Raw genomic sequence first — 25,292 nt, 5'->3', positions numbered from 1 at the left:
GAATTAGATGCTATTTTAATATAAAACCATACTTAACTGGATCTTCATCATCTATAACAAAATGATTGAATCCTGTTATATAAGCTGCTGCAGTTATTTCAGGTCTTACTGCATCAAATTCACCAACTTTATCAAGACCTACTATCTTACCTTTGAATAGAGTTCCTAATATACTTTCGTATACAAAGTTTTCTCCTTCTTTAATTTCTCCTTTTGCATATAAAGTAGCAAGTTTAGCACTTGTACCAGTTCCACATGGAGATCTGTCCACTTGACCTTGACCAAATATAACAACGTTTTTGTAAGTTGCTTCTGGATGAGTAGGGTCATCATATATTTCAACTAAATCAACAGTATTTATATGAGCTAAAGTTGGATGTTGTACAGCTATTTCTCTGTTAACTATTTCTCTCATTTCCATACCTATGTTGTTTAATAATTGAGTGTTCTTAGGCTCAACCTTAACACCAAATTGACTTGCATGAACTATTGCAAAGAAACTTCCTCCAAATGATATGTCAAATTTTATTTTCCCATAAGGAGCCATTTCTATTTCACAGTCTCTTTTGTATAAGAAAGCTGGAACGTTTACGAAAGATACTTCTCTAACTTTTCCATCTACTATTTTAGCTTCTGCTTCTATCATTCCTGCTGGAGCTTCCATTCTAACATGAGTAACTGGTTCTACCATATCTACCATTCCTGTTTCTATAGCAGCAGTTATAGCACCTATTGAACCATGTCCACACATGTTTAGGTATCCTCCACCATCCATGAATATGATACCGAAATCAGCAGTTGGATCACAAGGTTGAGTTATTATAGAACCGAACATATCATTATGCCCTCTTGGTTCTAACATTATAGCTGTTCTTAAATGGTCAAGATTTTTTTCTAAATACTCTTTTTTCTCAGCCATAGTATTACCTTTTATATTAGGAATTCCTCCTGTAACTATTCTTGTTGGTTCTCCCATAGTATGAGAGTCAATTGCTTGAATGCTTCTTGAAAATTTCATTTGCCTGTCCCCCTAAAATCATTATTAAAATAAATATTTATAATATATTTATTGAATTAATCTATGATAAACAGATAAAAAAACGGTTTCAGCGTCTATATTTACTTCTTAACGTTAATTAATTGACAATAAAGTGTATATATATAGCGCGAATACCATCACCGTAAAAATGTAAATTTTCAGTCATTTATCGACCACTTTTTACAACTTATCTACTTACCTATTTTCATTATAGTTAATTAATCTCAACTATTCAACAAAATTTTCACATTTTTCCATAATGCTTTTTTATTACAAAAAATATATACCATATGTAGAAGACATGGTATATATTTAACATTAATTTTATTCCATTTTGCAATTTTGGGGTTTATTTTTATATGTTTTTTGCATTTTTTTGTTATTTTTCAATATACAATTGTTATTTTTTTATTTATGATTTTCATTATTTTCTGTACTATCATTATCTTCAGAATCTTTTTTCTTATATGCTGAAATCAACATAGATATAGAAGTATAGAATACGACTGCAATTACTAACCATCTCAATATATCAAGTGGCAATGATTTAACTATATATGCCGCAATAAATACTCCTATTGCTCCAAATAATCCAAGTAGTAATGCAGCTTTTCTAGGGTATGCTCCTTCTTTAATAAATTTAACTGAACATACTGGCATTAATGTAGCACATGATCCCATCATTATCGGGAAAGCAACTGCTGGAGACATACCTAAGAAGTAAATTAAAGCCATGCAAGGTGCATAAAGTCCGATACCTGCCGTCATTAATGCTCCAAGTATAAAGTTACCTACAATCCCTATAACTAATTTTACTCCCGTAAGGCCTATGGCTTCTCCGCCACCTGGCATTAAATTTAATGCACCTAAAGTCATTAAAGCACCTGTCACTAATAAAGCAAATCCCATAATTTTTTGAATTTTAATTTCATCTAACTTGGATATTATACCAGCGCCTAACCAAGAACCTACTGCAGATGCTACTAACATCGTTACCAATGTTACTGGTTCTACATCTATAACCGTAGTAAATATTACCGCTTCACACATAACTGGTAAAGTATCTCCTACATTTAATAGTCCTGGTAAATCCTTATTTCTTACTCCCATTTTCAAGAACTTATTAAATGCTACTGTTGGTGCAAAGGAACCTATTCCTAAAGTATCAAAGAAATTAGTTATAAATCCCACAACACCCACTTTTGCTACACTAACCTCATCAAGCTCACCCGATACCTTAACTTGCTTGTAATCTTTAATAAATACATAGTAATAAAATGCCATCAATACTGCCCAAATCACTCTTACAAAGTTTAACATGTTACTTCCTCCTTAAAATTTATATAGTTAAATCCCACTTGCTGAGATTTATAACTAGCTTGTATAAATATATAGTATGCTCACTATATATTTATTCTAAATAAAATGTTATTAGACTATCTATAATGGCAATATACATAATACATATATAATTTGCACTACACTTGCATCAGGTGAAATTATAAAAAAAGACCTTCTTTGAATTTTAAACAAAGAAGGTCTTTATATATAATTAGCAAGCTTTGCTAACTGTTTCAATAGTTTTATTTTCTTTTTTCTTTGACATAAAGTAAGTTAAGAATCCGTAGAACCCTGCTCCACCAACTATATTACCTAATGTAACAAACAACATACTGTATAAAGCATTTGCTACTGTAACGTCATTAGCTACTGGTGAGAATAAACATACTAATAAAGTAGTCATATTAGCAATACAGTGTTCAAATCCGCTTGTTACGAAGGCAAATATCAATAAAAATACTATAGCTATCTTAGCCATTTCATCTTTCGTCTTGTAAGCTGCAAGTACAGCTGCACAAACTAATATGTTAGCTAAAACCCCTCTACAGAATAGTTGTAAAGCTGGTGCTGCAACTTTATAAGCACCACAGTATGCAAAATAATCCATTGTATGTCCACTAGATGCAAAGCCAGTTCCTACAAATAAAAGTGATACAAGTATTGCTCCTAAGAAGTTCCCAAAGTAACTATATACCATTATTCTTATTCCATCTTTTGCACTAGTGGCTTTAGCTAAGCTTCCCATAGTCATAATCATTGTATTACTTGTAAATAGTTCATATCCTAATGTTATAATTGCACTTAGTGCAAATGAGAATGACATCCCTGAAACTATTTTCGTTGCTGGTGATTCTCCAGCATGTAATTGCCCACCTATAGTGAATATTAATATACATCCAAGTCCTATAAACATTCCTGCAAATATTGATAGTACTAAATACTTTAATTTACTCTCATTAAGCGTATTAATTTTGTCTTCAGCTTTATGAGCTAATAATTGAATTGTTTCTTCATTCATTACCTATGTCTCCTATTCATCATTTATTCCATTTTGTATCTTGTATACAACCTTTTTTATTTTAGCACATAGATAAACTTTTTTAAAACAAAAAATAAAGTTTTAAACTGGAAAATTTTTCAATCAAATAATTTATTTCCTTACTATCTATAATGTTCTACAAATATAGGTCAGACAATTCTTGTTTAATATGATTATCTGCACTTATTTGCTTAACATCATTTTCATCATCATAATCTTTTATCTCTATAGGAATACTTATTATAAAACTTGTTCCTATATTTTTTATGGATTTAACGTATATATTTCCATTGTGACAATCCACAAAAGCTTTTACAATAGATAATCCTATTCCACTTCCTTCATTTGATCTGGTTAAGGAATTATCCAGTCTTACAAATCTCTCAAATATTTTATTTAAGTGTTCTTCATCAATTCCTATACCATCATCCTCAACTACAATATGCAAATTATTCTCACATATATCTATCTTTACATCTACAAAACCAGCTTTTTTAGAATACTTAATACTATTAGATAATAAGTTTAATACTATTCTTTCTATTTTATTTTTATCTACAGACATAATTATTTCTTCTTCTGTTGTATCAAAAGTTATATCTATATTTCTTGCTTGTGCATATGGAACAACTGACAAAACTGTATCTTCTATTACTTCAACTATATTTACATTTTCCATATTTAAATTAATCCCTTTTGAGTCAATCTTTTCTAAATCTATTATATTATTAACCAATTTTAAAAGTCTTTGGCAGTTATCTTCTACTAAAACAATATTTTTCTCACTTATAAAGTGTTGTTCCTCCTGCTTTTTCATATATTTAGTTAACTGCATAACAGAGTTTATTACTGTTATAGGAGTTTTTAATTCATGATTCATATTAATTATAAAATGATTTTTTAGCCTATTTATCTCTTCAATTTCATTCATTGCGCTCTTAAGTATTTCTTCATGTTTTTTCTTATATGCTAAATATCGTATAAGCGTAATTATGACTATAATTAATGTTACGACAAATAGTATTATAAATATAAATAATCCCTTGTATAAAGTTATAAAATCCTTTGGAGCATTAATTAGCCTGGTATCTCTCGGTAGCATATTAGGTCTAATCTGAAACTTACTCATATTAACGTAGTCAAATATATATTTATTAACATCATTGTCACTTATATACAAAGGTTTAACATTTTTACCATCAATGAAATCTTTAGCTATTTCTCCTACCTTTTTCTCTTGGCTATATCTACTTACTAGTTTACCACCAATACTTCCACTTCCTATCCCATCTTCTACCAAATTATATATGGGAATTTTATTATTAGTTTCATTAATTAGTTTATTTATATCCTTATCACTTATCCAATTAGAATTTTCAAAATAATTTGGATATATGGTCAAAATTGCACTACCCTTTTCTACACTTTTTATTTTATGTATGAATTCGTTTTCTGATAGCTTACTTGTATATATAAACTTAAAGTTTATGCCTTTAAAATTTGGTATTATATTATTTTTTAATTCATCTATTTCTTTACTATCTTCATAGTTATTTATTACTACTATATTGTTTACAAAAGGATGATACTTTTTAATTAGATTTATTGTAGAATCAACAAATAAAACCTGTTTAACTCCTGCCACCTTATCCTTTCTAATAGCTTCTTCTATTATTTCACTGTTTGATACTCCAAAAAAAATAATAGGCATATCTTTTAAAATTTCATTTCTATTTTTTATTGCAAATTTTAATGTGTAATAATCTCCTACTATTATTGCATCATAACTTTCTTCTTGTAATGTATTTTTTAACTCATCAACAAAATATTTTTGTTCTTCTTTATTTTCAATAATACTTTCACTAAAATATTTAGTATGTAAATCTATCCCTTCTCCTAAACCTTCTTCTATTCCTGATATTCTTTTTTCAAAATCTGAAGTACAGGAGCTATAAGTAGTTATAAACAATACATCTTTTTTTTCAATTGCATAAATTTTATATAGAAATAAATTTATTCCTATTAATATGGTTAATGTAGTTACTACTATTTTCTTTAAATATTCTCCCATATTATACCTCCTAATTTTAACTGATTTTTTAATTATACTAAATTAATCATTACTTTTATAGCATTTAATATCATCGAATCAAGAGAATCGTTTTCCTTTTTTTATTCAAACAGCTTAGTTTTTTAATCTAGTTAGGTCAAAAATAAAAAAGAGTTGTATTTAAGATGATATTTTACTCATCTTAAATACAACTCCATAATTAATATTATTCACTTATAAATTTTGCTTCTATTAATAATGCTCTAGATTTATCCACATTGGCAGGATTAACAAGTACTATTGGTCCAGTGCAACCCATTCCACTTTCAGCATAAATCTTATTTTTCCATAAAAATTCCACTGCATCTTCTAAATCCATTACATCTACTCCAGATATTTGTTCCGTTACAACTTCTTTTTCAGGTGCTTCTACCTTTTCTTCAATTGATGCAGATACTTGAGGCTTAGATTTTTTTAACCCTTGCAGTACTTCGTTGAATCCAGCTTTTTCAACTTTTGCAAATTCCTCTTTAGATATATTGTGAACATCGTTATTTACAAGTTCAGCCGCAAACTTGATTGCACCTTCTATAACCGGTGCTCCTGATGCTCTTGATATAATCATTATTAATTTATTGAAATCTTTGCCTATTCCTGGTCCATATCCATAGCCTACAGATTCATATTTTCCACCTGAGTTATAAGCAGAGAACATTTTTATTAATAAGTTTCCAGTTAATGAGTCAGTAACCATTACATCAGCTGACGCTGTCATTAAGTCGTTACCTCTCATAACCACTCCGCCATCTGCTCTATCTGACTGCGCGAAGTTTATATCATAACCTTTTTCTTTTAATGCTTTAAGTGCTATTTCCACTTGTCTAGCACCATCTACGTTAGCTATTCCAACTGTTGGATTTTTTATTCCACAAGCTTTAGCAGTTATTATTCCGTAAATAGCATTTTTAACCATACCTTCCACTCTTTCAGCAGAAGAAGTTCCTGTAGTAGTTGCTATAAACATCTCTCTTCCTTTTTCAGGAGTTATAACTCTACCTACAGTAGATACGCCTATTGGGAATGGATAGTGCATAGTTACTGCTCCGTCAACTTTCTTGCTGTCTAAAAGATTTTCCATTAATTCATGTGCTTCTTTTTCACAATCAGTTTTAACATGTTTTAATCCTTCAGCACTTTCACTTCCTATAGTAGTAACTGAAATATTTGATTTAATAGCTTTTAAAGCTCCTTCTATAACATTTTTTTCACCATGTTCACTTCCTATAGTAGTTATTGCTATTTTGGGTATTTTTACATCTATCGCTTCATCTTCTTCTAAATCTTGAAATTTCTTATCTTGATTTTCTTCTATTACAAATGATATACCATCAAATAAATTTGTCATTCTTCCAAGGAATAAACTTCCTTTACCAACTATCATGGCATTTTTAACACTACCTGCCATTATATCCTCTCTAGCAAATCCTAGATAAGGTACTCCTGATGGTATATGTCCTTGAGTTGGAGCCCAACCTACCATACCATGATTTTCTATAAATGAAGGTAATTCTTTTCTATCTAAGTTACCCATCTTAACAGCTAGAGCACCTATCATTTTGTAGTTAGCATTAGGTACGTCTCCAGCTCCTGCAGGCTTAGTTATATCTGGATTTTGCATTTCTGCAGAATATTTTTGTATATCAGTTATTTTAAGTCCTGCTTTTTCAAGTGGCTCACTAACTAAAGAACTAATTACTGCTTGAGGAGAAGAACCAGTTCCTACAGTGTGACGTCCCACAATATCATTTCTTATTTCTGGGCTTTCGCCGTCGTTTTCACTTACTAATACTGCAAATCCAGCAACCATATCTTCAAGTATTGGCATACCTTTTTTAACATGATCTTTTCCGTTCATACCAAGTTTTGCAGTAGAACCACCAGCGCAAACTATTACATTTTTGAATGTACCACTTTTTACAAGAGCAGCAGCATGAACCATGGCATGAGCAGGTCCTGCACAGAACCCTCTAACGTCTGATCCTGTAGCATTGTTAAGTCCTGCTATTTCAGCAGCAGCTTTGGCAAAGTTTCCTCCACCTCTTTGGTTCATATCACCACATGCTTCTTCACAACAATCTATAACATAATCTATATCATCTTTATTTACATTATTTTTATCAAGCATGTTCATTATAGAAAAAGCACAAGAAGCTTTTGATACTAAATTTTCAAATAAAACATGAGCAGATAAATTAGTGTCTACATCATGAGCATTTTTCACACAACCTACTACTTCTCCATTATTATATAAAGGCTCCGCATGCTCTTCTTCTATAAATTTCATTATAGTATCTAATTCTTCACCTTCTTTAATTTTTACAACTAAATCAGATGAAATTAGATTGTTCTCGCTTAATAAATTCTTGCTTAAAGATGCAAAGTTTTTTTCTAATTTAACTAAATCAAATACATCACATATTTGCATTAATCCTATAAATTCTTCTTGCGGCATTATTTCTCCAAACTTGCCATACTTACTAGCATCTGGAGTTTCTTTATCATGCCAAGGCATTGCATATTTAGATAATTCATCTGGAGTTATATTTCCTATATAGGCTTGATTTGGTGGGTATTTTACCACTTCATCATAAGTTCTTATATGATCTTTTAATACTTTTAAATACTCAGAATTTGGATTAACTACTCTCTCAGTAGTTTGAGTAGTCCCGTTATGAATTACCATATCAGGAGTATGAGCAAGTATGTATCCTGCTGCTTTTAATACACTATTCATATTGTTCCCCCTATTTTGAAATTAGCTAATCGATAAAAGTTTAAAATACTCTTCATCGATTAGCTAAATTATTTTAATCCTTATAGATTTTCTTAATATTTACAGAATTGTTCTCTTATAGATGACATTTCACCTACTATATCATCAACATCTAATACCATTTCCATCATACCTATTTGCTCGTCATAAACACCAGCATCAAATTCTTCTTTTACTTGTGGCTCACAAGCATGGTATACTTGAAGTCCTAACTGGACTCCTGTCAATGGACCTGCATATGTTGGGTCTCCTGCAGTTACAGTTTCTGCAGCAAGTCCTGCAGCTTCACCTTCTGCAGCACCTAACATAACAACAACATTTTCACAACCAAATTCTTCAGCAAATTCCTTTACTCTTTTTTGGTTTTCTAGGTCCATCGCTCCAGCAGCAGTTCAGACAAAGCATTCAGTTGAAGAGAAAACAACCTCTCCACCAGCTGTCTTAACACATTCTTCTATTGCTGGACCAGGAATACCATCTCTGTCACCAATTATGATGACTTTCTTTTTTTCTAATATACTCATTAGAAATACCTCCTGTCCTTATTTTTTATTTTAATAATAGACATATAACTGTTTAGTGTCACACATCTATTATTCTATAAACTGTTTTTTATTATAGATATTTTAAGCAACGGATATATCTGCAACGAAGCAAAATAATTCGCCGTCACGTCGCTCAAATATATATCGTTATCGCTATAACCTATAGGTATTTTTTAATCATTGCTTCGATGTTTTCTTCAGTTGCATCGTCTTTAACTACTTCTTCAACCTTAGCTCCATCTTTATATATAGCAATAACAGGTAAACCTAATATTTTTTCACTTATAGCAAGTCTTCTTGCTTTAGTTGTATTTAATTTAGTGAACTTTAACTGTTCTCCATATTTTTCACTTAAAGACTCAACTGTAGGCATTAATGCTGCGCATGGCTCGCATCCATCACCAAAGAAATCTACTAACACATATCCTTCACTTTCAAGAACTTCTGTTTTAAAAGTATTTTTATCTACTACTAACATTTTTTACCTCCTCACTAGTCTAAAGATTCTATATATTTTTCAGCTTGAACAGCTGCTATAGCTCCATCTGATGCTGCAGTTATTACTTGTCTTAGAGACTTAACTCTAACATCTCCTGCAGCAAATACTCCCTCTATATTAGTCTTCATATTTTCATCAGTTACTATATAACCTTTTTCCATAGTTAATACATCTTTAAACATATCTGTTTTTGGAACATATCCAACGAATCCGAATAATCCAAATGTCATATCTTCTTCGTCAGCTTCTATAGTTGTTAATTCACCTGTTTTCACATTTTCAACAACCATAGTACTTAATATTCCATCTCCTGATACCTCTTTAACTACTGTATCCCACATGAACTTCATCTTAGGATTTTTAAATGCTTTATCTTGTATAGATTTAGCAGCTCTAAGTTCATCTCTTCTGTGTATTAATGTTACACTTCTTCCGAACTTAGTTAAAAACATTGCTTCTTCAACTGCTGTGTCTCCACCACCAACTACATATATATCGAAATCTTCGAAGAAAGATCCGTCACATGTAGCACAGTATGATACACCCTTACCTATATATTCTCTTTCATTTGCACAACCTATTGGTCTTGATGAAGCACCTGTAGCTATTATTACAGCTTTGGCTTGGTAAGTACCTTTTTTACCTTTTAACTCTTTTACAGAACCGTCTAAATTAACTGATTCTATATCATCAATAGCAAATTCAGCGCCAAAGTGTAATACTTGCTTATGCATTCTTTCTACTAATGATGGTCCTGATTCTCCTTCTAAGCATCCTGGGTAGTTTTCTACTTCAGAAGTTAGAGCTATTTGACCACCTTCTTTTTTCTTTTCTAATACTAACGTGCTTAGTCTTGCTCTTCCTGCATATAATGCAGCTGAAAGTCCTGCTGGACCTCCTCCTATGACTACAACATCATATATTTTACTCATTATATTCCCTCCAAAAGGCTAGTAAATATATCTTGATTCTTATTCAAATACAGTTTGGTCTTCAACTTCAGTTTGTAAAGCTTTTAATGCTTTTGTAACTAACTCTCTTCTTATTTTCTTTTCCTCTTCTAATGATAATGCTGGGTTTCCAAGAGGATGAGGTATAGCTATAGTTGGTACTATTCTGTTAGCTCCAACTGTTAAAGAAATAGGAACTACTGTACACATGTGTACTACTGGTATTCCATCTCTTTCTATTTCTTTTACCATCGTTGCACCGCAACGAGTACAAGTACCTCACGTAGAAGTTAAGATTACAGCATTAACACCATCTGCAACTAATTCTTTTGCTATTTCAGCAGCATACTTCTTAGCATTTGCAACTGCAGTTCCGTTACCAACAGTTGTGTAGAAGTACTGATGTAAACTTCCTATTACACCTTGCTCTTCAAATTCTCTAAGTACATCTACTGGTAAAACTCTATCTGGCTCTTCATTTGCATAAACTGGATCATATCCACCATGAGCAGTTTCATGATCAGCACTGCTTAAATGCTTGAATGATCCTATATCATATTTACCATATTTAGAAGCACTTGAAGATTCTATATGATCTGGATTTCCTTTTGGAACTATACCTCCAGAAGTAACTAAAGCTATTTTAGCACTACTTAAATCAACAACGGCTTTATTTGGTTCTACCCTATCGAAATCAGGCATTGGATACTCAGTAGTAAACTCTTCACCTTTTAATTTCTTAATTAGCATATCTACAGCTCTCTTAGATCCTCTTTCACTATCAAAGAAGTTCTTTCTTACACCATTTGGCATATATCCTTCTTCTTTTGATGATCCTATTGGCTCTTTTTTACCTAATTTAAGTGCAAGAGGTGCCATAACTTTAACAGCGTCTCTCATACCCACTGCAGAGTTTCTAGTTGGTACCATGTAAACTTTTTGTTTAAACATGTCAGCACCTGGGTTTTCTATATACATACCTGTTAAAGATGGTATTCCTAACTCATCTTGTACAGCTGTAGCTATAGTACCACATGCAACACCATATCTACCTGCATTAAATGCTGGTCCAGCTATAAATATATCTGGGTTATATTGTTTAACCATTTCTAAAACTTCTTTTTTAGCTTCTTCTAAGTTTTCATTGAAATAAGAGTCACCGCATATTACTGTAGCTACTATTTCAGCTTCTCCTTTAAATGCTGCATTGAAAGCAGCGCCTGGCCCTACTATACCTTCTCTTACTTCAGGCTTAACATGAGCCATTTCTTCTCCACCTATTTGTGCGAAAAATTGATTTATATATTGAACAACTTTTATCATCTTCAAACCCCCCTCTCACTATCTTGCACTTAATTTATTAAATCCAAGTTCATTAGTAGCCCCAGTTATTACTTGAAGCTCTGCAACTATTGATCCATCTGGTTGTAAACTTCCATCAAATCCACCAGCTATAACATCTGCAACTTCTGGATATCCTATTACTTTATCCATTGGAGGAAGAGTAACAACCTCATTTGCATTGCCTCCTGTTACAACTGCATTTGCTAAAGGATCTGCGTCTGCTAATGATTGAGATTTTCCATCTCTACCAGCATACTCATCAGTAACTATAACTGTTTTTATTCCTTTTTCCTCTATCTTCTTACAGTTCATTATTAAGTCTGTGTCTGGGTTACCAAATCCTTCTTGAGTTATGACTACACCATCAACACCTAAGAACTCTGCTAATTTGGCACTCCAGTTAGAAGATCTCTCTTTATCAGCAAGATAAACGTTTTCATTAGTAAGGATTACCCCTACAAAGTTTAATTCTTTACCATGCTTTTCAAATAAATCATGTATAACTGGGTTATTTAAGTGATGATAAGTTGTGTTTTTGTCACATGCAGAAACACAGTTACCACTTACTACTGCACCATCCATTATTTCAGTTGGATTTATTAAAGTAGATATAGTTTTCTTAGCATCTACTCCATAAACATAAGTGTCATGTAATAATCCTTGAGTTTGAAGCATATACACATAAGCTACTCTTGGTAGTTCTGGGTATTTTTTGTATCCTTCTATTATTGAATCTGTTTCATAAACTTCTACTTCATCTGGAGTTATATCTTTAGCTAACTCTCCTAAGTATATAGCTGCTTTATATCCAGCGTATCTTATAGCTTCTTCGTGATTATGTTGTTTTAAACCGTCTACTGGTTCACAAACTACTACTAAGTTATTTAACCCTGAGAAAGGTGTGTATTTAGAACCTTCACCACTCATATCTATTATTCCTTCTTGGAAACCTACTATTTTCCCCGTTGTTACTACAGCAGAACCTTTAAGTACATTCGTTTTTCCCGAGCCCACTGTTGTTACCTTATTTATCATACCTGGGAATATTCCTCCCGGTCCTTCAACTTTAACTCTTGGCTCTATAACGTCTTTAACTGGCATAATACGAATACTATCACCTGGTTTTGCTATTTCTAAATCTACTGATTTGATATTCTCATCTTCCATTAATAAGTCAATTAACTCTTGCTTATTAACATAAATTACTCCATCTTCCACTTTTGAAACATCAGAAAAACATATGTCTTTAACTTTTACATATCCTAATTCTAATTTCAAAAAAATCACCTCCAAAAATTTTATTTACTTTACAAAAATTTTATTTACTTGAACTAGGTATTTATTTAAAAGCACAATAAGCGCTATTAAAACATATTACTATTTCTATGGAATAATAAATTCTGCTAAATATGCTCTATTTACTTAAGAGCATTTTCAATTATTGATAAATCTACAACTTTAAAATCATCCATTATTCTATCGGTTAATTCAACAGTATAATCTTTATCTTTTTTAAATTTGTCATATGTTAAAATTGCATTTTCAATAATTGTTAAAGATTTGTAATCTAGGGATTCTTTATAATCAGATATTAGGACTGATTTATATGGAGTTTCATTTGGTTTTATGCTACTAGACAGAGGGTGAGTTAAAAGTATATGTCCTTCATGAACTCTATCTCTTACATAAAGTAAGATTTCTTTAAAAGAACATTCCTTATAATAAATCTTATAATCACTTTTGTATTTTTCATATACTTTATTGTTGTTAGTTATTATCATTTTATATCCCCCAGAACAGTTCTATTTTTTTGCAATAAAATAGCAGAAAGCCCCTAGCTTTCTGCTCTGTATTTAACCTGAGAGTTTTCCTCTATTCGCATAGAGTTGCCCCTTCGGTGCATATATTTATTGATTAAACTTAATGATGTCTTGCTTTCCAGAGTTAAGTCGTACTACGGTCCTTTTGCCTGAGATCATCACCAATATTCGCTTAATATTGGCTTATTCCTTCGGCGCTTTTTAAAAGTCTCTCCCGTAATAGTCATCCTTAATATAATAATTGTATTATTCTAATTATTCTGCAATATAATAATCGTCTTATTATTCATTCACTTAAAGTTTCTATTCATTTATAATTTTTTTCTATTTTAATTAGATTATAATTAATTATATCTATAATAAGCAACAAGTTTTTTTATATTTTTCAATATTTTTATTTTTTTCTATATTTATTAATTTATATGTTGATAATTACTATTTATAACCCTTTATTTTTAACTTTTAGTACTTACAAAATTGCTATCTTAATTAGTGGTCATTTCATTAACTATATAATCTATGTCAAGTACCATTTCTATCATTCCTATTTGATCATCATATACATTAGATTCAAATTCTTCTATTGCTGGACCAGGTATACCATCTCTGTTACCAATTATGATGACTTTCTTTTTTCTAATATACTCATTAGAAATACCTGCTTATCTAAATTTTATTTTTATATATTTACATTGAGCATAAAATATTGCTCAATGTAAACATAATTTAAATTTTATTCGAATACAGTTTGATCTTCTATTTCAGTTTGTAATGCTTTAAAAGCTTTTGTTATAAGATTTCTTCTTATTTTCTTTTCTTCCTCCAATGGTAGTGCTGGATTTCCAAGTGGATGAGGTATAGCTATAGCTGGAACTATTCTATTAGCACCAACTGTTAAAGAAATAGGGACTACTGTACAAATGTGTACTACTGGTATTCCCGCTCTTTCTATTTCTTTTACCATCGTTGCACCGCAACGAGTACAAGTACCTCACGTAGAAGTTAAGATAACAGCATCCACACCATCAGCCTTCAATTCTTCTGCATATTTTGCAGCAAATCCTTTTGCATTAGCAACTGAAGTTCCGTTTCCTACTGTTGAATAATAATATCTATTAAGCTCTCTTATTACACCTTGTTCTTCAAATTCTCTCATTATATCTACTGGTAAAACTCTGTTAGGATCATCATTTGCATAAACTGGATCATATCCACCATGAGCAGTTTGATGATCTGCACTACTTAATACTTTGAATCCATCCAAATCATATTTACCATATTTAGATGCACTTGAAGATTCTATATGGTCTGGATTTCCTTTTGGAACTATACCTCCAGAAGTAACAAGAGCTATTTTAGCCTTTGATAAATCTTTAATTGCTGGATTTGGAGCTACCCTATCAAAATCAGGCATTGGGTATTCAGTTGTAAATTCTTCACCTTTTAATTTCTTAATTAACATATCTACAGCTCTCTTAGACCCTCTTTCACTATCAAAGAAGTTCTTTCTTACACCATTTGGCATATAACCTTCTTCAATAGATGCACCTATTTCTTCGCCTTTTGCAAGTTTAAGAGCAAGAGGTGCCATAACTTTTACAGCATCTCTCATACCTACTGCAGAATTTTTAGTTGCTACCATGTAAACTTTGTCTTTGAACATGTCAGCACCTGGGTTTTCTACGTACATACCAGTTAATGAAGGTATTCCTAATTCTTCTTTAACAGCAGTAGCTATTGCTCCACAAGCAACACCATATCTACCTGCGTTAAAAGCTGGTCCTGCTATAAATACATCCGGATTATACCCCTTAACCATATCTAATACTACTTTCTTAGCTTCTTCTAAATTTTCATTAAAATAAGAGTCTCCACATATTACTGTAGCTACTATTTCAGCTTCTCCTTTAAACGCCACATTAAAAGCAGCACCTGGCCCTACTATACCCCCTCTCGCTTCAGGTTTAACATGAGCCATTTCTTCCCCACCTATTTGTGCGAAAAATTGATTTATATATTGAACAACTTTTATCATCTTCAAACCCCCCTCTCACTATCTTGCACTTAATTTATTAAAACCTATTTCATTTGTAGATCCTGTAATAACTTGAAGTTCTGCAACTATTGAACCATCTGGTTTTAAACTTCCGTCAAATCCACCAGCTATAACATCTACAACCTCTTGATATCCTATCACTTTATCCATCGGAGGAAGAGTAATTAATTCATTTGCATTTCCTCCTGTTACAACTGCATTTGCTAAAGAATCAGCATCAGCTAATGATTGCGATTTTCCATCTCTACCTGCATATTCATCTGTTATTATTACTGTTTTTATTCCTTTTTCTTCTATCTTTTTACAATTCATTATTAAGTCAGTATCTGGATTACCAAATCCTTCTTCGTTGATTATTACACCGTCTACACCTAAAAATTCAGTTAATTTGGCACTCCAGTTAGAAGACCTTTCTTTGTCAGCAAGATAAACATTTTCGTTTGTTATTATTACACCAACAAAGTTTAACTCTTTTCCATGTTTTTCAAATAAGTCATGAATAACTGGGTTATTTAAATGATGATAAGTTGTGTTTTTATCGCATGCAGAAACACAGTTACCACTTACTATTGCTCCGTCCATTACTTCTGTTGGATAAATTAAAGTAGATATAGTTCTCTTAGCATCTACACCATATACATAAGTATCATGCAATAAACCTTGAGTTTGAAGCATATATACATAAGCTACTCTTGGTAATTCTGTATATTTTTTATATCCTTCTATTATTGAATCTGTTTCATAAACCTCTGTTTCATCTGGAGTAATATCTTTTGCCAAATTTCCTAAGTATGTGGCTGCTTTGTATCCAGCAAATCTTAAAGCTGCTTCATGGTTATGTTGTTTTAAATCATCAATAGGCTCGCAAACTAATACTAAGTTACAAAGCTTAGAAAATGGAGTATATTTTGCACCTTCACCACTCATATCAATAATACCTTCTTGGAATCCAACTATCTTACCTGTTGTAACTACTGCTGAACCTTTAAGCACATTAGTTTTTCCGCTACCTACAGTAGTAACTTTACTAATCATACCTGGGAATATTCCTCCCGGTCCTTCAACCTTAACTCTTGGTTCTATAACATCTTTAACTGGTATTATACGTGTACTATCTCCCGGTCTAGCAATATCTAAATCAACAGATTTAATATTTTCATCTTCCATTAATAAGTCTATTAGTTCTTGCTTATTAACATAGATAACACCATTTTCTACTTTTGAAACATCTGAAAAGCATATGTCATTTACCTTTACATATCCTAATTCTAATTTCAAAATAATCACCTCCAAATATTTTTATTTGTAACTAGGTTTAACATCATTATTTAAAAGCCCATTTAAGACTTATAAATCATCTTTATTCAAATCTTTTTAAATAATTTATATGCGACATGGTGATAGATGTGTTAAAATAACAAAATTTTGCAACAAAAAAAGCAGAAAGTAAGATAGCTTTCTGCTCTGTATTTAACCTGAGAGTTTCCTCTTAAAGAGTTGCCCCTTCGGTGCAATATGCTTTATCATGTTGTATTATTTGCTTTCCAGAGTTAAGTCCTACTACGGTCCTTTTGCCTGAGATCATCTTTAGCACTCGCTTGGTACTAAATTATTCCTTCGGCTCTTAATTTAATAAGTCTCTCCTGCAGTAATCAACCTTCATAATATGCATTTTTATTAACATATTTGTTTACTAGAAAAATAGAATATAAAAATTATTTATTAATTATTTTTATATTAATTATATTATATAAATATTTTTTATAATTTTCAATAAGTTTTCTAACTTTTTATAACAATAAAAAAAGAAATGTCACATGTACATATGACATTCCTCTCTAAAATGTGGTTAAGTCATTAAACTAAGCTTCAAGTATAGTATTCCCTTCTTTAATAACTTTCATTACATTAATATTTTTTAGTATCTTAATTAAATTTCACTTGCCAACTTTGCGCCTCCAAATATACCTGCATCATTTCCTAATGTTGCTAATTTAAACTCTGTATCAGCAGTTGAATGAAAGGCATTTTCTAAATAATATTTTTTTATGTTATGCAATAACATATCTCCCGCTTTCGAAACTCCACCACCTATAACAAAGACCTCTGGGTTACAAATGCAAGCTATATTTGATAAAGTACGTCCTAATATGGAGCTAAACTTTTCTACAACTTTTACAGACAATTCATCATTTTCTTTGGCAAAGTCAAATACATCTTTAGCTGTAATATTTTCAATATTTCTTAATTTAGACTCACAACTTTCTTTTTCTAAAATTTCTCTTCCTAATCTTGATATTCCAGTTGCTGAAGCATATTGTTCTAAACAACCTTTTCTACCACAATTACAACTTATTTTTTCATGAGGATTTACATTCATATGACCAATTTCTCCACCAGAACCAGTGTATCCAGCTATTACATTATTATTTATAATAACTCCTCCACCTACCCCAGTTCCTAAAGTAACCATTATCATATTTTTGTATCCTTGTCCTCCACCCTTATACATTTCACCAAGCGCCGCAATATTTGCATCATTTGCCACTTTTATAGGAATGTTTAATAATTCTTCTAAAGTTGTTGACACATTAAATACTGGCCATCCTAAATTTACACTTCCCAATATAGTTCCGTCATCTTTTACAGGTCCTGGTACTCCTACTCCAGCTCCTAATACTTCATCTTTAAATATATTTCTTTCTTCTAATAAGCTATTTATTGACTCTGTAATATCAGATAAAATATATTTTCCATTGTCAATTTTTCTAGTTTCAATTTCCCACTTATGCAATAATTCACCTTCATTATTAAATAAACCAAGTTTTACTGTAGTCCCTCCTATATCAATTCCTAGCGAATATTTCTTCATAATAACCCTCCAATTTGCTGTATATATTTATTGATTTATTTTTAAATATTTCTATTATATAAAACTTTACTTTTCATTTTATCTACTAAAGATTCTTTTTCAATTAACTTAGTGTTTATTATATAATACTTTTCACCTGGATCTTTGCTTTCCAATTTATCCATCATTATTTTAGCTACATATTGACCTAAATATTTTCCATTTGCCTCATGTATGAACTTATCATCTTCATCTTCAAAGAATAGTGCCTTTTCTAAATCTTGATTTATACTTACTGAAACAAAAGGAAACTCTATATCTTTTAAAAATTCAGTAGTGATTTTATCTTCTTCCTCGTGAAATAATAAAATCCCCTCAACAAAGTTGCTTTGTATAAACCTATTAATCCAGGTATCATCATTTTCTTTAAAAGCATACATGATAAAATAATCTCTATCTTTTGCACAATTGCTTATACCTCTAAAAACTTGAAGAAAGAAAGGATGGTAAAAGGAATCACAAATCCATTGTGGTATAATTACTGCTAATATCTTCGTTCTTTTGTTTGCCAGACCTCTCGCCATTTCATTTGGGACATAATTTAGTTTTTTTACTGCATCCCAAACCTTTTTTTTTGTCTTTTCACTAATTTTGCTACTATCCGAAAGTACTCTAGATACTGTGGAAACAGCAACATTAGCTTCTTTTGCTACATCTTTGATTGTAACTTTCATCCTCGTCTCCCCAATTTATATAACATTTTTAATTCATTGTAACTATATTCTTCTTAATTATATTATATTTTAAGTTATAATCAAATACTTCTACTTAGGAAGTTTCATTCTAATATAAAAACCTTTACCATTTTTGTGCTAAAAAAGCCCTCTTCTATTTTTCTTAATTACTTAAAAAGAGGACTTTATTTTAAAATATTATATTTATATATTCCTTACAATTAGTACACTTATCACCTTTAATATGAGCATTTGTTGTGTAAATATCCCTAGTTACAAGATTATATCCACAGTTTGGGCAATAAGTGTTATTATCTACACCTGCTACATTCCCCACATATACATAATTTAAATATTTTTTAGCTTCTTTCTTTGCATTCATAATATTTTCCACTAATGTGGGCTGATTTTTCATTTTATAATTTGGAAAATATCTACTTAGGTGAAGAGGAATGTTTTTGTCTATAGAAGATAAAAATTTTGCAATTCCAACTATTTCTTCTAATGAATCATTTTCATCCCTAACCATTAAAGTTGTTATTTCTACATGAGTATATTTACTAGCTATTTTTATAGTTTCTAAAACTGGTTCTATTTTAGCACCGCAAATTTCATTATAATATTTTTGTGTAAATCCTTTTAAATCTATATTCATTGCATCAATAAAAGGCAAAATTTTTTCTAAAGGTTCTTTATTTACAAATCCATTAGTCACTAATATTATACTAATGCTTTTATCGTATTCTTTTATTTTTTTAGCCACATCATAAACATATTCATACCACATAAAAGGTTCATTATAAGTAAATGCTATACCCTCATTATTTGGTATATTTATTATTAAATTTATAAGTTTATCTATATCAATAAATTCTGATGAAGATTTATTCTGTGATATTTCATGATTTTGACAAAAACTACAACTCATATTGCATCCAAAAGTTCCCACAGATAAAATATCCATTCCTGGCTTAAAATGATACAAGGGCTTTTTTTCTATTGGATCCACATTGGCAGAAGTTATTTCTCCATAATTTGTGACAATAGGTATATTATTTTTTACAGTTCTAAGTTTACATACTCCATATTTCCCTTCACTTAAAAAGCAGTTATGAGGGCAAAGGTGGCATTTTATGCAATTTCCTTTCTCTTTGTAAAATTTTAATTTTTCTTCCATCTATACACCTTCTTTGTATCTTGTCACCTGAAATCTTTCTATTTCATATTCTTCATGTGGATTTATACCAGCCTTTTCACAAGCTATTTTAAGTTGATAATCCACAGTATTTACTCCATCTAAGTCTGGTAGTAATAATCCTTTTTTATATCCCTGAATAACTATAACACCATATTTTTTAGGATTCAATTCTGCCTTTGTAGATTTATGAGGTCTGCTAAGAACGTCTACAGATATATCTATGTCCAACAATTCATTTTCTGTAACATTTGGAAATCTTGGGTCCTCTATTGCTGCATTCACTGAATTTCTTATTATTTCTTCTGCTATAGAATCGGTAGTTGGTAGGAAAGTTCCAATACAACCTCTTAACTTTCCAAATTTTTTTAAAGATACAAATACTCCACCTTTTTCTTTACTAAGTCCTTTTGGTAAATTACTTGGTTTTGCCATAAAATGACCATAAGTATAATAATGATTTAAACTTTCCCTAGCTAATTTTACATATAAGTTATCATTAGCTACTTTTTTATTATAAAGTTCCTTTTTCAGATTGATTAATTCTTCTAAATTACTCTGGTTTTTTAACTCATTATTAAAAGTCATCACTCCATATCCAACCCCAAATGGTCCTTCATAAGACAATAATTTACCCTTAACTACTTCTCCTTCCATAGCTCCAAGCATTATAAATACAGACCTTAATCCACATTCTCCTGCACATTCTACCATGTATTTATCCATATTAAATACGCTTAATACATCACCTTTTTGTAAATTATCTAATAATAACTTATCAAATTTTGAACCTTCTGGAGAATAGTTATAAGGTCCATTCTCACTTAATCTATGAGACAAATCTCCACTTGCTATAAACACTATCTTTTTATTTAAGTTTTGTGCACTTTTTCTTATGGCCACGCCAAACTTATAAAGTTCAATATCACTAAGCGCTGCATATGTAACATGAACTATTTTGTATTGTTTATAATACTTATTTATAAAATACATAGGTATCATAGCTCCATGATCTAGCTCATATTCTCTATTAAATTTGCTTAAAATATTAGAATCTATCCTTGTTACTGGTATATTTTCCTCCTTACAAATATTAATTAATTCTTCATTAAACACTTTATCAATTATACCTTCTATGTAAGTATCAAAATCGTTAAATTGTTTAAAATCTCCCTTTATATATTCCTCATTTGAAATTGCAATAGCATCTGAAAACATAGTTCCATGAGGGGTTATAATTACCACAGTTTCTGGCTCTAAGTTACTTATTTCTTCTCCTACTTGATTACAAGCATCAATAGTACTTTGTATTTCTCTTTCTTGTCCCTTACCCACAGATGGAATTATCAAAGGTGGATGAGGCATTAAATAATATCTTAATATATTTTCCATAATATACACCTCTCTTTAGATTTAAAATGTATCCTCTTATTATTTTCCCTATTTTTTTAAGTAATATTTTACAATACAAAAAAATCCTTATTATATATGTTTTAGAATTGTATTAAGATACCCTCTTTTTTCTATAAATTAATACTTAGACTTTGTTGTTTAATAACTTTCAGCTAAAAAACACCCTACTTATTACAATTTGGGTGTTTTATTCTAACCAAGCAAAATATCAATTTTTTGTATCTTATAATTATTCTTTTCAATAGTCATAATTACAAATCTTATAGGCAGGTTAAATCGTCTTTTGCCACAACTACCGGGATTTAACCAAAGTATTTCTTCCACTTTCTCACAAAAATATTTATGAGAATGTCCAAAAATAATTACATCTACAGGTTTTAAATTATATGAAATATCTTTTTTGTTGTGTACCATATAAAATCTAATCTTTCCTATATTAAAATATAATTCTTTTGGTAGTTTTTCTACCCACTCACCTTTATCATTATTACCTCTCACCATATATACAGGAGCTATATTTTTCAATTCTTTTAGAACATCTTCTGAGTTAATATCGCCACCATGTACTATATAATCACATTTTTTCAAATAATCAATTACTTCATCTCGTAATAATCCATGAGTATCTGATATGATACCTACCATATATTTTTCTTTCAATTTATTTCTCCTCATCTTTTATGGATTCCATTTCCTTATCCTTTATTTTATCTTGCTCTTCATTATGAAACCTATGTAATGATTTAATCGCACTTAAGAAAGTTTCCGACACTAAATCTTCAGAAAGAGAGGCATCCTTTGTTAAACTTACAAGGTATATAAAAACATCATGTTTGTATTCTTCATATATTTTTTTAATAATTAACATAAATCCTCCTTTCATATTATTAGTGATTATAAAATGTATTTCGTTACAATATATATTTAAATTTTTTATTCCAATTAAAAATCTGTTTATTATCTTATAATTTATTTGCACCTAAAAAATAGGAGTAAAACTACTCCTATTTTTATCATCTCATAATTAAATTGTATTTTGAATCATAATGTAATCCCAAATCATTACAAATACGTTTATTAATCTTACTTAAAGCTTCATGATATTCTTTATATTTAGGTGATAATAAAATCATATTTGGAATAAATATATCATTATAACCACTATCTTGTAAACGCTGCATAAACTTTCTCTGTAAAATAAATGCAGGATGATATTTAAAAAAGAAACTATTTTTTATTTTTACACCTCTTGCTGTCTGTTCTTTTAACTTTTCATATGCTTCATCACTTATATTTATATATTCTTTAGTCTTAGCATCCATTTGTTCTACCATTTTGCTCATGTCTTGCTTAGGTAATAATTTATACATGATAAAACTATTAATTTTCATCAATAAAGGTATTTTGATTTCTGCATTGTCCCAAAATTCAATTATCCTTTTATATGCATCCTTTTGCTCTTTTGTTTTAATTTTCATTTGCAAATAAGGCATAAAATGATTCATAAAATAGTAACCATAAAATCCTGGAATCATATCTTGTATTGCTTTGCCTAAAGTTTCATAATCTAAGTTTTCGTATATTTCTTCCACGTCATTGTTATCAATAAATCTTTTTAAAGATTCTGCTTCACTTTTATAATCTTCAAGCTTATTTATTTTTTCTTTATATATATTTTCTAATAATTGCTTATCTTTATTTTCAAGCAAAACTTTAATGTCCTTTATGCTAATACCTAACTTTCTATAAATAGAAATCTCTTTTAAAATTTTTATATCTTCTTTAGTATAATTTCTATATCCATTTTCATCTTTGTTGATTGACAAAAGTCCTTGTTCCTCGTAATATTTAATCGCACGCTTTGTCAAATCAACAACTTGAACAACTTCATTTATTTGCATATTATTCACTCCTCACTAATTATTTTAAACAAATTATATTGCTATACGTAAGGTACAAGTCAATAAGATTTATATCAATATGCTTCTTTTAATAAATTCTTTTTAATTTTAAAAAATAATTAGTGCAATTAATCCTATGAATTATCTCTTTTAACCTTTACCTGTTTTTTCTTAATTATAATTTCCTTATGATTTTTTAAAAATGATTTTCCTTTATGATTTAAGATGTCTACATAAGAACATGTATCTTTTACTTCAATTACACCAATATCTTCATTACTTATTCCCTCAATATTGCTAAATGCTCCAACTATATCTATAACTCTTATTTTTTTCTTCTTTCCAACATTCAAGTAAATTCTAGTTATTTCATCATTTAAATTTTTAACTTCCTTATTCTTATTTCTTTTATTGTTTGATAGATTATTTTGCTGTTGATCAAATTTTATTTTGCCTAAATTCACTTCATTATCATCAATACTTTCTATTTCTTGTATTTTATCATTTGTATACTCTTCTATTTCCTGAAGATATCTTTTCTCTCTAGACGAAACTATTGTAATAGCTTTTCCCCATTTATCAACTCTTCCTGTTCTTCCTATCCTATGAATATAGTTTTCTTTATCCCTTGGTACATCATAATTTATTACCAGAGAAATATCCTCAATATGAATACCTCTAGCTGTAATATCACTGCTTACTAATATGTTAAATTTATTATTTTTAAAATCTTTGATGATAAATAATCTTTTATCCTGAGACATATCACCATGTATTACTCCAACATTAAACTTATCTTTTTTCATATTCTTGTAAATTTCATCTACTTTATTTCTTGTATTTGCAAAAATAATTAAAGATTTTGGACATTCCTTATAAATAATCCTTTTTAATAATTCATCTTTATCATTTTCTTCACTTTTAATAAAATATTCACTAATTTGTTTTTTTATTTTTTCATCTTCTTTAATATCTATTCTAAGTGGATTTTTCATATATTTATCACAAGTTAAATTTATGTTATTATCTATAGTTGCTGAAAACATCCCTTTACATGATTTTTCAGGTAACTTGCTTAGTATAAATTCCATATCATCAACAAAACTTTTATGTAACATTTTATCAGCTTCATCGATTACAAAGTATTTTATATTACTTAAATCAATAGTCCCTCTTCCAATATGATCAATTATTCTTCCAGGTGTAGCAACTACTATATGAACCCTTTGTTTTAACTCTGTTACTTGCTCCCTTAGTGGTTGTTTTCCAAATATTGCACTACATCTAACTTTTTTTATTCTTCCTATATTTTGTATTTCCTCTTTAATTTGTAGTGCTAACTCTCTTGTTGGGGCTATTATTAATCCTTGTACTTTGTTATTATCTATATCAATTTTTTCTACCATTGGTATGGCAAAAGATGCTGTTTTTCCGCTTCCTGTTTTAGATTTCACTATTACATCTGCTCTTTCTAATAACCTAGGAATAACTTCATCTTGAACTTTTGAAGGTTCTTTATAATTTAAATTATTTAATGACTTTATTATATTTTTATCTAAATTAAACTTTTCAAATTTATTATTCATTTTTATCTCCTTAATTTCATAACATCTCTTATCATTATAATTGTCTAATTAACATTATTCAAAACAAAAAAGTCAGCACTAATTATTAATGCTGAC

22 protein-coding genes and 2 riboswitches are annotated in these 25,292 nt (G+C 29.9%); all 22 genes read right to left on the bottom strand.

Translation table 11 applies throughout. The annotated features are described in order from the left end of the window. Window positions 1-10: 10 nt before the first annotated feature. The 22 genes from TEGL_RS03825 to TEGL_RS03720 all read right to left on the bottom strand — a co-directional run bounded on the left by TEGL_RS03825 (window position 11) and on the right by TEGL_RS03720 (window position 25,196). The gene (locus TEGL_RS03825; RefSeq protein ID WP_018592765.1) at window positions 11-1,018 is read right to left on the bottom strand and encodes a proline racemase; all 1,008 of its coding nucleotides are present in this window, start codon (window positions 1,016-1,018) and stop codon (window positions 11-13) included. Window positions 1,019-1,447: 429 nt separating this feature from the next. After that, window positions 1,448-2,359, bottom strand: a complete 912-nt coding sequence (locus tag TEGL_RS03820; RefSeq protein ID WP_018592764.1) for a sulfite exporter TauE/SafE family protein — start codon at window positions 2,357-2,359, stop codon at window positions 1,448-1,450. A gap of 232 nt (window positions 2,360-2,591) precedes the next feature. After that, window positions 2,592-3,398 carry a formate/nitrite transporter family protein gene (locus tag TEGL_RS03815; protein ID WP_018592763.1) on the bottom strand — a complete coding sequence of 269 codons (807 nt, stop codon included), beginning with the start codon at window positions 3,396-3,398 and terminating at the stop codon, window positions 2,592-2,594. A 157-nt stretch (window positions 3,399-3,555) separates the two neighbouring features. Continuing rightward, the gene (locus tag TEGL_RS03810) at window positions 3,556-5,490 is read right to left on the bottom strand and encodes a sensor histidine kinase (RefSeq protein WP_018592762.1); all 1,935 of its coding nucleotides are present in this window, start codon (window positions 5,488-5,490) and stop codon (window positions 3,556-3,558) included. Between the two features lie 205 nt (window positions 5,491-5,695). Continuing rightward, complete coding sequence (gene grdC / locus TEGL_RS03805) at window positions 5,696-8,263, bottom strand: glycine/sarcosine/betaine reductase complex component C subunit beta (protein ID WP_018592761.1); 2,568 nt, start codon at window positions 8,261-8,263, stop codon at window positions 5,696-5,698. Between the two features lie 92 nt (window positions 8,264-8,355). Then, a complete protein-coding gene (grdA, locus tag TEGL_RS03800; RefSeq protein WP_081617924.1) occupies window positions 8,356-8,826 on the bottom strand; it encodes a glycine/sarcosine/betaine reductase complex selenoprotein A in 471 nt (156 codons plus the stop codon). Between the two features lie 181 nt (window positions 8,827-9,007). Then, window positions 9,008-9,325 carry a thioredoxin TrxA gene (trxA, locus tag TEGL_RS03795; protein WP_018592758.1) on the bottom strand — a complete coding sequence of 106 codons (318 nt, stop codon included), beginning with the start codon at window positions 9,323-9,325 and terminating at the stop codon, window positions 9,008-9,010. 14 nt (window positions 9,326-9,339) lie between these two features. Continuing rightward, window positions 9,340-10,278 carry a thioredoxin-disulfide reductase gene (trxB, locus tag TEGL_RS03790; RefSeq protein ID WP_018592757.1) on the bottom strand — a complete coding sequence of 313 codons (939 nt, stop codon included), beginning with the start codon at window positions 10,276-10,278 and terminating at the stop codon, window positions 9,340-9,342. Between the two features lie 39 nt (window positions 10,279-10,317). Then, complete coding sequence (grdB, locus tag TEGL_RS03785) at window positions 10,318-11,625, bottom strand: glycine reductase complex selenoprotein B (protein WP_154650673.1); 1,308 nt, start codon at window positions 11,623-11,625, stop codon at window positions 10,318-10,320. Between the two features lie 12 nt (window positions 11,626-11,637). Continuing rightward, window positions 11,638-12,918 carry a glycine/sarcosine/betaine reductase component B subunit gene (locus tag TEGL_RS03780; protein WP_018592754.1) on the bottom strand — a complete coding sequence of 427 codons (1,281 nt, stop codon included), beginning with the start codon at window positions 12,916-12,918 and terminating at the stop codon, window positions 11,638-11,640. Between the two features lie 140 nt (window positions 12,919-13,058). Next, window positions 13,059-13,421, bottom strand: a complete 363-nt coding sequence (locus tag TEGL_RS03775) for a GrdX family protein (protein WP_018592753.1) — start codon at window positions 13,419-13,421, stop codon at window positions 13,059-13,061. Window positions 13,422-13,587: 166 nt separating this feature from the next. Continuing rightward, a riboswitch (glycine riboswitch) is annotated at window positions 13,588-13,687 on the bottom strand. A 258-nt stretch (window positions 13,688-13,945) separates the two neighbouring features. After that, complete coding sequence (locus TEGL_RS03770) at window positions 13,946-14,101, bottom strand: hypothetical protein (RefSeq protein ID WP_242827291.1); 156 nt, start codon at window positions 14,099-14,101, stop codon at window positions 13,946-13,948. A 92-nt stretch (window positions 14,102-14,193) separates the two neighbouring features. Further along, window positions 14,194-15,501 (bottom strand): glycine reductase complex selenoprotein B, encoded by a 1,308-nt coding sequence (grdB, locus tag TEGL_RS03765; protein ID WP_242827289.1) that lies wholly within the window; start codon window positions 15,499-15,501, stop codon window positions 14,194-14,196. A gap of 12 nt (window positions 15,502-15,513) precedes the next feature. Next, a complete protein-coding gene (locus tag TEGL_RS03760; RefSeq protein ID WP_018592750.1) occupies window positions 15,514-16,794 on the bottom strand; it encodes a glycine/sarcosine/betaine reductase component B subunit in 1,281 nt (426 codons plus the stop codon). 275 nt (window positions 16,795-17,069) lie between these two features. Beyond that, a riboswitch (glycine riboswitch) is annotated at window positions 17,070-17,172 on the bottom strand. Between the two features lie 274 nt (window positions 17,173-17,446). Continuing rightward, window positions 17,447-18,388, bottom strand: a complete 942-nt coding sequence (locus TEGL_RS03755) for an ROK family glucokinase (RefSeq protein WP_018592749.1) — start codon at window positions 18,386-18,388, stop codon at window positions 17,447-17,449. A gap of 41 nt (window positions 18,389-18,429) precedes the next feature. Continuing rightward, complete coding sequence (locus TEGL_RS03750) at window positions 18,430-19,101, bottom strand: LacI family DNA-binding transcriptional regulator (RefSeq protein WP_018592748.1); 672 nt, start codon at window positions 19,099-19,101, stop codon at window positions 18,430-18,432. A gap of 190 nt (window positions 19,102-19,291) precedes the next feature. Next, the gene (amrS, locus tag TEGL_RS03745; protein WP_018592747.1) at window positions 19,292-20,278 is read right to left on the bottom strand and encodes an AmmeMemoRadiSam system radical SAM enzyme; all 987 of its coding nucleotides are present in this window, start codon (window positions 20,276-20,278) and stop codon (window positions 19,292-19,294) included. Beyond that, window positions 20,279-21,688: an AmmeMemoRadiSam system protein A gene (gene amrA, locus TEGL_RS03740; protein WP_018592746.1), complete on the bottom strand. Its 1,410-nt coding sequence runs from the start codon at window positions 21,686-21,688 to the stop codon at window positions 20,279-20,281. Window positions 21,689-21,901: 213 nt separating this feature from the next. Continuing rightward, a complete protein-coding gene (locus TEGL_RS03735) occupies window positions 21,902-22,369 on the bottom strand; it encodes a metallophosphoesterase family protein (protein ID WP_018592745.1) in 468 nt (155 codons plus the stop codon). A gap of 1 nt (window position 22,370) precedes the next feature. Next, a complete protein-coding gene (locus tag TEGL_RS03730; RefSeq protein ID WP_018592744.1) occupies window positions 22,371-22,577 on the bottom strand; it encodes an RNA polymerase sigma factor in 207 nt (68 codons plus the stop codon). Between the two features lie 145 nt (window positions 22,578-22,722). Continuing rightward, complete coding sequence (locus TEGL_RS03725; protein WP_018592743.1) at window positions 22,723-23,610, bottom strand: MerR family transcriptional regulator; 888 nt, start codon at window positions 23,608-23,610, stop codon at window positions 22,723-22,725. 134 nt (window positions 23,611-23,744) lie between these two features. Further along, window positions 23,745-25,196 carry a DEAD/DEAH box helicase gene (locus tag TEGL_RS03720; protein WP_018592742.1) on the bottom strand — a complete coding sequence of 484 codons (1,452 nt, stop codon included), beginning with the start codon at window positions 25,194-25,196 and terminating at the stop codon, window positions 23,745-23,747. Between the last annotated feature and the right edge of the window lie 96 nt (window positions 25,197-25,292).

It is taken from the genome of Terrisporobacter glycolicus ATCC 14880 = DSM 1288, assembly GCF_036812735.1.
GTDB lineage: Bacteria > Bacillota > Clostridia > Peptostreptococcales > Peptostreptococcaceae > Terrisporobacter > Terrisporobacter glycolicus.
This window is presented reverse-complemented; position numbering and strand designations above follow the sequence as displayed.

Coding starts and splice junctions, on each gene's coding strand:
- TEGL_RS03825 (WP_018592765.1), bottom strand. CDS start 1,018: ATGAAATTTTCAAGAAGCATTCAAGCAATTGACTCTCATACTATGGGA.
- TEGL_RS03820 (WP_018592764.1), bottom strand. CDS start 2,359: ATGTTAAACTTTGTAAGAGTGATTTGGGCAGTATTGATGGCATTTTAT.
- TEGL_RS03815 (WP_018592763.1), bottom strand. CDS start 3,398: ATGAATGAAGAAACAATTCAATTATTAGCTCATAAAGCTGAAGACAAA.
- TEGL_RS03810 (WP_018592762.1), bottom strand. CDS start 5,490: ATGGGAGAATATTTAAAGAAAATAGTAGTAACTACATTAACCATATTA.
- grdC (WP_018592761.1), bottom strand. CDS start 8,263: ATGAATAGTGTATTAAAAGCAGCAGGATACATACTTGCTCATACTCCT.
- trxA (WP_018592758.1), bottom strand. CDS start 9,325: ATGTTAGTAGTAGATAAAAATACTTTTAAAACAGAAGTTCTTGAAAGT.
- trxB (WP_018592757.1), bottom strand. CDS start 10,278: ATGAGTAAAATATATGATGTTGTAGTCATAGGAGGAGGTCCAGCAGGA.
- TEGL_RS03775 (WP_018592753.1), bottom strand. CDS start 13,421: ATGATAATAACTAACAACAATAAAGTATATGAAAAATACAAAAGTGAT.
- TEGL_RS03755 (WP_018592749.1), bottom strand. CDS start 18,388: ATGAAGAAATATTCGCTAGGAATTGATATAGGAGGGACTACAGTAAAA.
- TEGL_RS03750 (WP_018592748.1), bottom strand. CDS start 19,101: ATGAAAGTTACAATCAAAGATGTAGCAAAAGAAGCTAATGTTGCTGTT.
- amrS (WP_018592747.1), bottom strand. CDS start 20,278: ATGGAAGAAAAATTAAAATTTTACAAAGAGAAAGGAAATTGCATAAAA.
- amrA (WP_018592746.1), bottom strand. CDS start 21,688: ATGGAAAATATATTAAGATATTATTTAATGCCTCATCCACCTTTGATA.
- TEGL_RS03730 (WP_018592744.1), bottom strand. CDS start 22,577: ATGTTAATTATTAAAAAAATATATGAAGAATACAAACATGATGTTTTT.
- TEGL_RS03725 (WP_018592743.1), bottom strand. CDS start 23,610: ATGCAAATAAATGAAGTTGTTCAAGTTGTTGATTTGACAAAGCGTGCG.
- TEGL_RS03720 (WP_018592742.1), bottom strand. CDS start 25,196: ATGAATAATAAATTTGAAAAGTTTAATTTAGATAAAAATATAATAAAG.